General features: G+C 49.8%; 6 protein-coding genes, 11 tRNA genes and 1 rRNA gene. All 18 read left to right on the top strand.

What is annotated here, in order from left to right:
* Positions 1 to 201 precede the first annotated feature (201 nt).
* The 18 genes from rrf (at position 202) to glmM (ending at position 11,474) form a co-directional block, all read left to right on the top strand.
* Positions 202 to 318, top strand: a 5S ribosomal RNA gene (gene rrf / locus BN2762_RS01890).
* A gap of 6 nt (positions 319 to 324) precedes the next feature.
* Positions 325 to 400, top strand: a tRNA-Asn gene (locus BN2762_RS01885).
* Between the two features lie 3 nt (positions 401 to 403).
* A tRNA-Thr gene (locus BN2762_RS01880) sits at positions 404 to 479 on the top strand.
* Positions 480 to 508: 29 nt separating this feature from the next.
* Positions 509 to 583 (top strand) — tRNA-Glu (locus BN2762_RS01875).
* Positions 584 to 765: 182 nt separating this feature from the next.
* Positions 766 to 841 (top strand) — tRNA-Val (locus BN2762_RS01870).
* A 12-nt stretch (positions 842 to 853) separates the two neighbouring features.
* Positions 854 to 928, top strand: a tRNA-Gln gene (locus BN2762_RS01865).
* Between the two features lie 7 nt (positions 929 to 935).
* Positions 936 to 1,008: transfer RNA gene (locus BN2762_RS01860), tRNA-Lys, on the top strand.
* Positions 1,009 to 1,020: 12 nt separating this feature from the next.
* Positions 1,021 to 1,105, top strand: a tRNA-Leu gene (locus BN2762_RS01855).
* Positions 1,106 to 1,111: 6 nt separating this feature from the next.
* Positions 1,112 to 1,186, top strand: a tRNA-Gly gene (locus BN2762_RS01850).
* An 8-nt stretch (positions 1,187 to 1,194) separates the two neighbouring features.
* Positions 1,195 to 1,271 (top strand) — tRNA-Arg (locus BN2762_RS01845).
* A gap of 22 nt (positions 1,272 to 1,293) precedes the next feature.
* Positions 1,294 to 1,370, top strand: a tRNA-Pro gene (locus tag BN2762_RS01840).
* Positions 1,371 to 1,377: 7 nt separating this feature from the next.
* Positions 1,378 to 1,451, top strand: a tRNA-Gly gene (locus tag BN2762_RS01835).
* Positions 1,452 to 3,236: 1,785 nt separating this feature from the next.
* On the top strand, positions 3,237 to 6,032 hold the full coding sequence (gene ppc, locus BN2762_RS01830) for a phosphoenolpyruvate carboxylase (RefSeq protein WP_055105346.1): 2,796 nt from the start codon (positions 3,237 to 3,239) through the stop codon (positions 6,030 to 6,032).
* A gap of 262 nt (positions 6,033 to 6,294) precedes the next feature.
* On the top strand, positions 6,295 to 6,867 hold the full coding sequence (gene sigW / locus BN2762_RS01825; protein ID WP_055105345.1) for an RNA polymerase sigma factor SigW: 573 nt from the start codon (positions 6,295 to 6,297) through the stop codon (positions 6,865 to 6,867).
* A gap of 134 nt (positions 6,868 to 7,001) precedes the next feature.
* The gene (locus tag BN2762_RS01820; protein WP_055105344.1) at positions 7,002 to 7,619 is read left to right on the top strand and encodes an anti-sigma factor family protein; all 618 of its coding nucleotides are present in this window, start codon (positions 7,002 to 7,004) and stop codon (positions 7,617 to 7,619) included.
* A 261-nt stretch (positions 7,620 to 7,880) separates the two neighbouring features.
* Positions 7,881 to 8,711, top strand: coding sequence for a diadenylate cyclase CdaA (cdaA, locus tag BN2762_RS01815; RefSeq protein ID WP_055105343.1), 831 nt, complete (start codon positions 7,881 to 7,883; stop codon positions 8,709 to 8,711).
* Positions 8,704 to 10,074 (top strand): CdaR family protein, encoded by a 1,371-nt coding sequence (locus tag BN2762_RS01810; RefSeq protein ID WP_055105342.1) that lies wholly within the window; start codon positions 8,704 to 8,706, stop codon positions 10,072 to 10,074. Before cdaA ends, BN2762_RS01810 begins: the two co-directional genes overlap by 8 nt.
* 59 nt (positions 10,075 to 10,133) lie before the next feature.
* Positions 10,134 to 11,474 carry a phosphoglucosamine mutase gene (gene glmM / locus BN2762_RS01805; RefSeq protein ID WP_055105341.1) on the top strand — a complete coding sequence of 447 codons (1,341 nt, stop codon included), beginning with the start codon at positions 10,134 to 10,136 and terminating at the stop codon, positions 11,472 to 11,474.
* The last annotated feature ends 236 nt before the right edge of the window (positions 11,475 to 11,710 follow it).

The following is an 11,710-nucleotide window of genomic DNA, read 5'->3' as shown; positions in this document are numbered from 1 at the left end:
GAAGTGCAGCAATGTATGGAGCTGACAGGTACTAATCGGTCGAGGGCTTATCCAAAAATACCCCAATAGTGGGGGCTAACACGCAAATGAAGTTTCGTATCCAGTTTTCAGGTGATCAAACATCTGAAGCGCTGCAATATTCATACACGTCTTAGCGTTGTACTGAATATTTCGCGGCAGCATTTGTTCTACAAATGCATGTTTGGTGGCAATGGCGGAGGGGTTCCACGCGTACCCATCTCGAACACGACCGTTAAGCCCTCCAGCGCCGATGGTACTTGGACCGCAGGGTCCTGGGAGAGTAGGACGTCGCCAAGCGAATGTTCCCTGATAGCTCAGTCGGTAGAGCACTCGACTGTTAATCGAGTTGTCACAGGTTCGAGTCCTGTTCGGGGAGCCATTTGCTCTCATAGCTCAGTAGGTAGAGTGCATCCATGGTAAGGATGAGGTCACCGGTTCGATCCCGGTTGAGAGCTCCACTTTCTTTGCTTGTGTGTTGCAAAAATGTGGCCCGTTGGTCAAGGGGTTAAGACACCTCCCTTTCACGGAGGTAACAGGGGTTCGAATCCCCTACGGGTCACCACTTTCTTTAATATGCTTCATAGGGGTGAGAACTCCCATAAGGGTTCGTCGGAGCATCAGCTTCGGTAGGAATACATCGTAGTCTCGAACGGAGAGTATCCCCTACGGGTCACCACTTTCACTTACAGGCTTAAAGTGGGATGAGAATTCCTTACGGCTTGTAAAAGACCACTGTCTACATATGGAGGCTTAGCTCAGCTGGGAGAGCATCTGCCTTACAAGCAGAGGGTCAGCGGTTCGATCCCGTTAGCCTCCACCATTTGAATAATATTGGGGATTAGCCAAGCGGTAAGGCAACGGACTTTGACTCCGTCATTCATAGGTTCGAATCCTATATCCCCAGCCATTTGTACGAGCCATTAGCTCAGTTGGTAGAGCACCTGACTTTTAATCAGGGTGTCGAAGGTTCGAGTCCTTCATGGCTCACTTTTAAAAGTTGCGCGTGTGGCGGAATTGGCAGACGCACTAGACTTAGGATCTAGCGTCTTCGGATGTGGGGGTTCAAGTCCCTCCACGCGCACCATGAAATGCGGACGTGGCTCAGCGGTAGAGCATCGCCTTGCCAAGGCGAGGGTCGCGGGTTCGATTCCCGTCGTCCGCTCCATATAATATGCGCCCTTAGCTCAGCTGGATAGAGCGTTTGACTACGAATCAAAAGGTCGGGAGTTCGAATCTCTCAGGGCGTGCCACTTTTTCTTCATACATCATTATCGGGACGTAGCTCAGCTTGGTAGAGCACCTGGTTTGGGACCAGGGGGTCGCATGTTCGAATCGTGTCGTCCCGACCATAATGATGCGGGTGTAGTTCAATGGTAGAACTCCAGCCTTCCAAGCTGGTAGCGTGGGTTCGATTCCCATCACCCGCTCCATAAACCAACAATACTGCCGATAGGCAGTTTTTTTATTTTCTTGCGAGTAGGTAAGAGAACCCACGAGGGTTCGGCCCTTCGTGAAAGCTCTCTAAACAGCTCGTTCTTAGGTCTTTTGCAGAATCCCCAAATAGGGGACGTTCATTATTATTAAATTTGATTATGAAAGCAAGCAGCAGGCTAGAATCGTGTATGCATCTCATCCTTTAACTCCTCTTATTGAAATCTTGGGTAGTAAGCTTTCCTACACTAAATGGAATTCATGTATTTAATTAAACTCTAAACGAATGTTTCAAGGGATTAGATGGGTTTTGTGTACTTATAATCAGGAATCCAGCTAAGATGGGCCCTCCTCCTTCTGCTAACGATGTGAAATCCATTTAAATATACGCTCCCTTCTGTGCCGCAGAAATTAATTACTATAAATCCATTTAGACAAGTTGAAACGCCTTTCCCGGATCATGCCGAGACAATCGCACTTCTCGGCTTTATTCCTTATATGCGTAGCCAGAATAATCCCTGGGTATTTGAGCCTTGAGCGCATCCCAGATCGTTTGCCGCCGTAACGTGTCGATTCCTACGTACAGCTCATCCGAGACGATCAGAGGTACTCATAGCAGCAGAGCAATAGTGAGCGATAGCCGCCGCATCAAATCGGAATCTAAAGGCGGCTCATCCAGGACGATCAAATGGAATTCATTTTATTTAATTTAGCTCTAAACGAATGTTTCAGGGGATTAGATGGATTTTATGTACCTATAATCAGGAATCCAGCTAAGATGGGCCCTCCTCCTTCTGCTAACGATGTGAAATCCATTTGAATATACAGTCCCTTCTGTGCCGCAGAAACTAATTACTATAAATCCATTTAAATAAGTTGGATACGGCCATTCTCGGATCATGCCTAGACGATCGCACTTCTCCGCTAATTCATTACATGCGCTTTACATGCGTAGCCAGAATAATCCCTGGGTATTTGAGCCTTGAGCTCAGCCTAGCTCGTTTGCCGCTACAACGTGTGGATGCCAACGTTGGTCACTTAGGACGATCATAGTTTGCTGGCTCATGCGGCAGGGCAATAGGGAGCGATAGCCGCACGCAACGTGTAGATCTTAACGTTCAGTTTATCCAGGACAATGATAGGCGGCTCATAGCAGCAGGGCAATAGCGAGAGCGATAACCGCAGTTTTAATCCCTGCGAAGTATTGTATGACCTTCTTGTGAAGATGACTCTATAAAGATACGATCTCCATGATGATGAATATCCTTTCTTCGGGCGCCACCGAGCCCCTTCTTCCATATTTTAATCCATATAGAACTGCATAGAAGTCAAGGTTGAGCTGCATAGGTCAAAGTTCTCCAAGACACTTAGCCCGTAATAAAGCCCTGTATTGAGCCATAATCCTCCAAAAATAAACAAAGTAAATAAGCAATCACAGGAGTTTTATACGAAGAATGAACAGAATAATGCCGAGAAGTGTCATTTTCGCCGAAATATACTATTGCATTTTATGATTTCACCGTGATAAGGTAAGTATTGGATTCTAGGAATGTGTAATTTATCTAATTACGGTTGTGGTGCATAAATATAAGTTCATATATGTGAAAATCTTGTATGAACCGCCGTGTTATGCGCCTGAGTGTATAAAAAGCCAAAAAGGCAGGGTTGCCGGCTTAATTTTTTCGAAACTACTTTACAATAAAGTGAAGATTTTCAGAACAGTTTATTGTATGATAGTAGGAAGGCTTTAGAAAGACGGAATAGGGATGAAATGGGGGAGAAACATGACTGAATTAACAGTGACCGCAGGTAAAAGCAATTCAAATAACCTGCTTCGGCGCGACATCCGTTTTTTGGGCAATATTCTAGGAGAGGTCCTGGTTCATCAGGGCGGTAACGAGCTCTTGGATATTGTCGAGAAGATTCGTGAAGCCAGTAAGTCGCTGCGGGCTGTATTTTTACCTGAATTGCATAATGAATTTAAAGATATGATTAATTCACTTGAACCCGACATTCGTCACCAAGTCATCCGTGCATTCGCGATTTATTTTCAATTGGTCAACATTGCAGAGCAGAACCACCGAATTCGCCGGAGAAGAGACTTGGAACGGTCGGCGGGTGAATCGGTTCAATCAGGTTCGATTGAAGCTTCTGTAAGAGACCTGAAGGAACGTGGATTCAATTATGCGGAAGCTCAGGAAATCCTGGAAGGAATGTCTCTCGAGCTGGTAATGACAGCTCACCCGACGGAAGCAATGCGCCGGGCCATCCTGGACATTCATAAGCGGATTGCCGACGATGTCATGCAGCTGGATAATCCTACGCTAACCTTCCGTGAGCGGGAGCAGCTCCGTGAGAAGCTGCTTAATGAAGTAATCACGCTGTGGCAAACCGATGAGCTGCGGGATCGCAAGCCGACGGTTATCGACGAAGTACGCAACGGCATGTATTATTTCCATGAGACCTTGTTCCAGGTACTGCCTGAAGTGTATTTGGAATTAGAGCGCTGTTTGAGCAAATACTATCCGGAGCACCTGTGGCATGTGCCAACTTATCTGCGCTTCGGCTCCTGGATCGGCGGCGACCGGGACGGCAACCCATCTGTTACCGCCGACGTGACATGGCAGACGCTGAAAATGCAGCGCAAGCTCGTTGTCCGGGAATATCAGCGCTGCCTGGCTGAGCTGTTCAAGCATCTCAGCTTCAGTACGACGATCGTGGATGTTACGGATGAACTGGAGGCTTCGATCCAAAGAGACCGCCTGCAGGTTACTCTGCATAAGACGCCGCAATGGCTGAATGAGAAGGAGCCATACCGGGTTAAGCTGACTTACATGACGGAGAAGCTGCATAACCTGTTGGATGATTCCAAGAAAGGAACTCCAGAACGCTATTCGGATGTCAAAGAGCTCATCAAAGATCTGAAGATTATCGACCGCAGCTTGCGTCACCATTACGCAGATTACGTCGCGGATACCCATATTCAGAAGATGATCCGCCAGGTAGAGCTGTTCGGATTCCATACGGCAACGCTGGATATCCGCCAGCACAGCCAGGAGCACGAGAACGCCATGACGGAAATACTGGCGAACATGAACATCGTCAGCAACTATGCCGAATTGGAGGAAGAAGAGAAGATCAAGCTGCTTGAACAGCTGCTCAACGATCCTCGCCCTCTAACTTCACCTTATCAGGAATACAGCGAGAGCACTACGGAGTGTTTGAACGTATACCGCACGGTATTCCGCGCTCAGCAGGAATTCGGGACGCAGTGTATTACCAGCTATCTGATCAGTATGACGGAAGCGGCGAGTGACATTCTCGAGGTCATGGTCTTCTCCAAAGAGGTTGGCTTATTCCGCAAGGAAGCGGATGGTACGGTCGTCTGTACGCTTCAATCGGTGCCGCTCTTCGAGACGATCGATGATCTTCATGCTGCGCCTGGAATCATGCGCAAGCTGTTCAACATGCCGATCTATCGCCAGTCGGTCGCGGCGATGAATGATCTGCAGGAAATCATGCTTGGCTATTCCGACAGCAATAAGGATGGCGGTGTCGTAACGGCGAACTGGGAGCTGCGCGTGGCGCTGAAGCAAATTACCGCTGCTGCTAACGAATCCGGCGTAAAGCTGAAATTCTTCCATGGACGCGGAGGAGCACTCGGACGCGGAGGAATGCCGCTCAACCGCAGCATTCTCGTTCAACCCGCAGAGACGATCGGCGGAGGCATCAAGATTACGGAGCAGGGCGAGGTTATATCCTCACGCTACTCCTTGAAGGGCATCGCTTACCGCAGCTTGGAGCAGGCTACATCGGCGCTGATTACGGCGGCGATCAATGCGAAGCTTCATCGCGACAACGACGAGAACGAACAGAAATGGGAAGAGATTAGTGCGGTTATTTCTGAGACTTCATTGAAAAAGTATCAGGACTTGGTATTCCGTGAGCCGGATTTCCTGAAATACTTCAAGGAATCCACGCCTCTTCTGGAAGTCGGCGAACTGAATATCGGATCCAGACCATCGAAGCGCAAAAATAGCGACCGTTTCGAGGATCTACGTGCTATTCCATGGGTGTTCGCCTGGACGCAGAGCCGATATCTGTTCCCGGCCTGGTATGCAGCTGGTACGGGATTGTACCAGTTCTATCAAGGTAACGAAGAGAATCTGAAAATGCTGCAAGAAATGTACGAGAAATTCTCCTTCTTCCGTTCGGTAATCGACACGCTGCAATTCGCGATCGTTAAAGCCGATCTGGTCATTGCCAAAGAATACGCCGCGATGTGCAAGGATGAAGATATGAGAGATCGCATTTTCAAACAGATTGAAGAGGAATTCCATTTGACGAAGGATATGATTCTGAAGATTACGGGGCAAACGGATATTCTGGATCATAATCCGGGACTCCAGGAATCCATTCGCCAGCGTAATCCTTACATCGATCCGTTGAGTTATTTGCAAGTGCAGCTGCTTAGTGAGCTGCGGGCTATCCGCGAGAAGGATCAGGACGATCCGATTCTCCTGCGCGAAGTACTGCTTACCATCAATGGAATTGCCGCTGGACTTCGAAATACGGGCTGATAATGATAACTTAACCATAAGAGCAAACAAGCCGGAAACCTTTGAGATGAGGTGCCGGCTTGTTTGCAAGTTTGCACATAATTTGAAAGATATGCGGGCAGGATGCTGGAGTTGACAGCATATCTTGCTTTTTGGACAAACATGAATTAACATTTGGAATGAAGTGCCGACGGTGAGGGTGCCGTGCTATCACGGGATGCCGGTGGCCGGACAGGCAGGGTGAGTTCAATTGAAGCCCGTCCATGGATCTGGGGGAAATTCAATGGTAGATCATTTTGATGTGAGATTAGTGAAGCTGGCGCGCCAAGGGGATCAGGAATCTTTTGCCGACCTTGTCGATTTATATAAGGATAAGATATTTCATCTGGCCTACCGTATGCTGTCGAACCGCCATGAGGCGGAGGATATCGTGCAGGAGACTTTTTTGCGTGTATATAAAAATTGGGAGCGCTATGACGAGAAGCAGAAGTTCTCCACGTGGCTGTATCGGATTGCTACCAATTTATGCATAGACAGGCTGCGAAAACGCAAGCCGAATTATTACCTAGACGCGGAGATGAACGATCAGGAAGGCCTGGACGGATATACGCTGATTCCAGGGGATGAAAGGACGCCAGAAAGTGAATACTTGTTGACGGAGACGCAGCAGACGATTCATTACGCGATTGATGGCCTGCCGGCGAAATACAAGTCGGTCATTATTTTAAGGTATTTGCAGGAGCTGTCGCTAAGCGAGATTAGCGATGTGCTTGACATGCCGGTAACTACGGTCAAGACACGCCTTCACCGCGGACGTGAATTTTTGCGGAAGAAGTTGCAGCATAAGGTTCTATAGTCATTTGGCGGTTTCAAGGAAAAGTTTTGATTTTTGAAACGTATTGCTGGACGCAACGTATTGTATGATAGGACGACTAGTTGTACCGTGGTTGCCCCGGTTTTCCATAGATTTTACTGAAAGGACTGGCTGATATGGATTGCAAACAAGCCACCTCATTAATGCATGAGTATTTAGATGACGAGTTGTTTGGGGAAGAGGCTTTGTCACTTAAAGGTCATCTTCAGGAATGTCCATCCTGCCAGATGCATTTTAAGGAATTGGAGCAGACGGAAATGATGCTGTTTGCGACAATCAAGCGATCTTCGTTCTCTGCTTCCGATGAGCTGGTAGACCGGATTATGAAGACCATTCCCAGTCAACATAAACAACGGACATGGCTCAAATGGGTCAAGAGACACCCTGCATTGACGGCAGCTGCGATGTTCCTGGTAGTGATGCTGTTCAGCGCCCTTTCCTTATGGAATAGCGATGATCAGCTCGTCGTAAAAGGAAAGGATCTGGATCATGTTGTGATCAATGGAAGGACTGTAACGGTGCCAAGCGGCTCCAAAGTGGCCGGCAACCTGACGGTAGAGAACGGCACGGCAGAAATTTACGGCGAGGTTGAAGGCAACCTTACAGTTATTGACGGGTCGTATTTTCAGGCTTCTACCGCCAAGATTTTGGGAGAGGTCAAGAGCATCGATCAGGCGCTTGATTGGATTTGGTACAGGATCACGAATACATTTACGGAAGTCGCCTACAGGTAATGAAATATTCAGGCAAATGATTGGCGCCTCCCTGCCAGGGATCAAGGCGCTTTTATTTTTTTGCTTGCAAAGGGAATTTTTGCATGTGTAGACGAAAGATGCTATTTATCACCGGTACTTGCATCTGGATTGTGAACGTTATAACCTAGAGTTTAAGGGGAATATATAGAGACAAGTGTTTTACCGATTGATGCGATGCAAGTACATAAAGTTTCTTTGTCGGCGATCGAAGCTGACGGAGAGATAACCGGGGGTTGCACCATGAACTATTTTGCAAATTTAACATGGCAGGATACTATTAAAGATATCATCGATATACTTATCGTTACTTATATTATTTATCACCTTATATTGTTGGTGCGCGGAACCCGGGCCGTTCAGCTGCTTAAAGGGATCCTGTTCCTCGTTGTTATTTGGGCCGTCAGCACCTGGTTCGATTTATACACGCTGAAATGGCTGATGAACCAAATGTTCACGTTCGGGGTACTTGCGATATTCATCATATTCCAGCCCGAGCTCAGACGGGCGCTGGAGCAGCTTGGACGCGGCAAATTATTCGGACGAAGCACGGCGGACGAGGAGGAATTCGGGAAGGAAGTCAGCGAAGTTATTAAGGCCATTAATTATTTATCACGTAGAAAAATCGGCGCGCTGATCGTCTTTGAACGCGATACGGGCTTGAACGAGTATACGGAATCGGGCATTCCGATTCAATCCGTGATTACCTCTCAGCTGCTGATCAATATATTCATTCCCAATACCCCGCTGCATGATGGGGCAGTGATCGTACAGGGCCGGCGGATTGCGGCCGCAGCATGTTATTTGCCGCTGTCGGAGAACCCATTTATCAGCAAGGAGCTGGGAACGCGCCACCGGGCGGCCATCGGAATCAGCGAGGTCGGAGACGCCATATCGATCATCGTGTCCGAGGAGACCGGGCAAATCTCCCTGGCGATCGACGGCCAGGTGGTTCGGGATATCAACGAGGAGTCGTTGATTTCGAAGCTGTATGAGGAATTGGGACCGAATTCGGGACCGGCCGAGAAGCGCACGCCTTTCTGGAAGAGGAAGGAGGGCGGGAGCAATGGATAAATGGCTCAGCCATAACAATGTAGCCAAGGTCATCGCTCTCATTGTGAGCATCATTCTGTGGGCCATGGTGCACCTGGACAGCGGGACGCCAGTAGCGCCGACCCCCGTTGTCAATACGAAGGTGATCCCTAATGTCAAAATCCAAATTGTCGGCTTTGACAGCGATAATTATGTACTATCGGGTCTGGAGACGGATAAGGTTCGGCTTGAGGTACGGGGGAAGCGGACGGATATAACGACGAATTTCTCCGACTATAAGGTCAAGCTGGATTTAAGCAATGTAGGGCCGGGCACATCGTCCCAGCCGCTTACGCACGAGCTGCCTCCGGGAGTTCAGCTGGTCTCTATGAGTCCTTCCATTGTCAAGGTAACGATAGAAGCGAAGCAAACCAAGGATGTTGCCGTGAATATCATAACGAAGGGGCAGCCTGCGCAGGGGCTGCAGCTTGGAACGCCCGTTGTGGCCGGCTCGGGTATAGTTAAGGTGACCCTGCCTGAGAGCGAGCTGGCCGAGCTTGAACGCGTGCAGGGGGTCGTGGATATCAGCGGCATCAGCGAGCCTGTCAAGGGCAAAAGCGTCAAGCTGACCGCATATGATAAGCAGGGGCAGGAAATGAGGAACGCATTGATCGTACCGTCGTCCGTAGACGTCGATATTCCGGTCTCGAAGCTGTACAAGAGCGTCCCGCTCGAGGTGCGGGAGGTAGGACAACTGCCCGACGGACTGGTCGTAGCGAGTGTAGAGAGCGATGTGAAGGGCGTCGCGATCTATGGGTCTAAAGAAGTGCTGGAGGGCATTTCCTCATACTCAGTTGCCGTGGATTTAAGTCAATTCAAAGGAACTAATCAAACTAGGTATACGGTGGACTTGACGCCGCCCGAAGGTTCTGAGAAAATCGAGCCTAGCTCCGTAACGGTTACTGTCAAAGTGGAGCCGCCGGGGCAAAGGGAAATCAGCGGTATTCCAATTACGCTCAAGCAGGACAATCCGCAGCTGGCAGTAACTATTCTTGATCCGTCAGACAAGAGGCTGTCGCTTACGGTCGTAGGCGCCAAGGAGATTATCGACAATCTGAAGCCGGAGGATATCAAGATTACTGCGGATATATCCGGCCTAGGTCCGGGACCGCATATGGTTCCTCTCGACATTGCCCTGCCGCTTCATGTCAGCTTGGCCGAGGGCGATAGCTCCAGGCGGATCAGCGTAGAGATTGCAGAGAAGTCGGAGCCGGCCGTTACGGAGCCGGAAGAGCACCAGGATTCAACCCCTGCCAACGATTCGGAGGCCGGAGTACCGCCCTCTGAGAATGCGGGAGGCAGCGGCGCCGGAACGAATGCCGGCGGCGGGGAACAGAAGCAATAAATCTGCCGTAAAATAACGATAGCGGCAACAATCTCACATAACGTATAAGGAGTGAAATCATGGGAAAGTATTTTGGAACGGATGGAGTGCGCGGAGTTGCAAATAAGGAACTGACTGCAGAATTGGCATACAAAATCGGTCGCTGCGGAGGGTATGTTCTGGCAGGCCAAGCTCCGAAACCCAAAGTAGTGATCGGGATGGATACCCGGATTTCCGGCGTCATGCTGGAATCGGCGCTTGTAGCGGGGCTATTGTCCATTGGGGCAGACGTTGTTCGCCTGGGCGTCGTCTCGACACCGGCAGTCGCTTTTTTGACCCAGAAGCTGGGGGCGGATGCAGGCGTCATGATTTCCGCTTCGCATAATCCGGTCGAGGATAACGGCATTAAATTTTTCGGTAGCGATGGATTCAAGCTGTCCGACGAAACGGAATTGCAGATCGAAGAGCTGATGGACAAAGAGGTAGACGAGCTTCCGCGTCCGGTCGGCAAGGATCTGGGCAGCGTAACGATAGATACAGAGGCTAAGCTGAAATACTTGGAGTTTTTGAAATCAACGATTTCCTCTTCATTCAAAGGCCTTAAGGTCGTGCTGGATTGCGCAAACGGGGCCGCTTACGAGCTTGCGCCGCGTTTGTTCAAGGAATTGGGCGCAGAGGTGCATACGATCGGAGCGGAGCCTAATGGGCTTAACATTAATGAGCAGTGCGGCTCCACACATCCCGAGCAGCTGAAGAAAGAGGTTGTGCGCTTGGGCGCAGATCTTGGCCTTGCCTTCGACGGCGATGCCGACAGGCTGATCGCGATCGACGGGAATGGCGAAGAGGTAGACGGTGATTATATTCTGTGTATTTGCGGCGACGCGATGAATCGGGCCGGCAAATTGAAGGACAGCACGGTCGTGACTACCGTAATGAGCAACTTCGGCTTCTATAAGGCAGCTAAGAAGCTTGGGCTGAATACGGCACAGACCGCGGTTGGCGACCGTTATGTCATGGCAGAGATGCGCCGCGGCGGATATAAGCTGGGCGGGGAGCAGTCCGGTCATGTGATTTTCCTCGATTACAGCACGACGGGGGATGGTATCCTGACCGCGATTCAACTGGTCGATACCCTGATTACTTCCGGCAAATCGCTTAGCGAGCTCAGACAGGTCATGAAGCAGTATCCTCAAGTCCTGGTGAACGTCCGGGTGCAGGATAAGAGCAAGTACGAAGGCAACGAGGCGATCGGCAAAGCTGTTGCAGCGGTTGAGAGCCAGCTCGCGGACAATGGGCGGGTGCTGGTACGACCTTCTGGAACGGAGTCCCTGATTCGCGTTATGGCCGAAGGTCCGGATAGAGCGGAGCTGGAGCAGCTCGTCTCGCAAATCGTATCGGTCGTCGAGGCGGAGCTGGTATAATTTCTTTGGTATAAGAGATACATTATCTAGGATAGGCTGGTTGTGCTGATGTATAGCTGCTGGCCGGCGGGTTCATACGAGCTTGAATATAAGACCTAAACTAAGGACTATTTACGCAATTTATAAGCTAGCCGCTGGGACGGGGGACACCTGTTTCGGCGGCTTTTATTGTGGGTATAGAGTGGTCCGGGCGAGGCGCAGGCTGCATGCAGGCAGGGGGGCAGGAAGCCCAGGAC

Origin of the sequence: Paenibacillus ihumii, from assembly GCF_001403875.1 — a bacterium.
Lineage (GTDB): Bacteria > Bacillota > Bacilli > Paenibacillales > Paenibacillaceae > Fontibacillus > Fontibacillus ihumii.
The sequence above is the reverse complement of the archived record's forward strand: the minus strand, read 5'-3'. Positions and strand labels throughout refer to the sequence as shown.

Bases quoted from the DNA above. Each gene is read 5' to 3' on its own strand.
- ppc (WP_055105346.1), top strand. From the start codon at position 3,237: ATGACTGAATTAACAGTGACCGCAGGTAAAAGCAATTCAAATAACCTG.
- BN2762_RS01820 (WP_055105344.1), top strand. From the start codon at position 7,002: ATGGATTGCAAACAAGCCACCTCATTAATGCATGAGTATTTAGATGAC.
- BN2762_RS01810 (WP_055105342.1), top strand. From the start codon at position 8,704: ATGGATAAATGGCTCAGCCATAACAATGTAGCCAAGGTCATCGCTCTC.
- cdaA (WP_055105343.1), top strand. From the start codon at position 7,881: ATGAACTATTTTGCAAATTTAACATGGCAGGATACTATTAAAGATATC.
- glmM (WP_055105341.1), top strand. From the start codon at position 10,134: ATGGGAAAGTATTTTGGAACGGATGGAGTGCGCGGAGTTGCAAATAAG.
- sigW (WP_055105345.1), top strand. From the start codon at position 6,295: ATGGTAGATCATTTTGATGTGAGATTAGTGAAGCTGGCGCGCCAAGGG.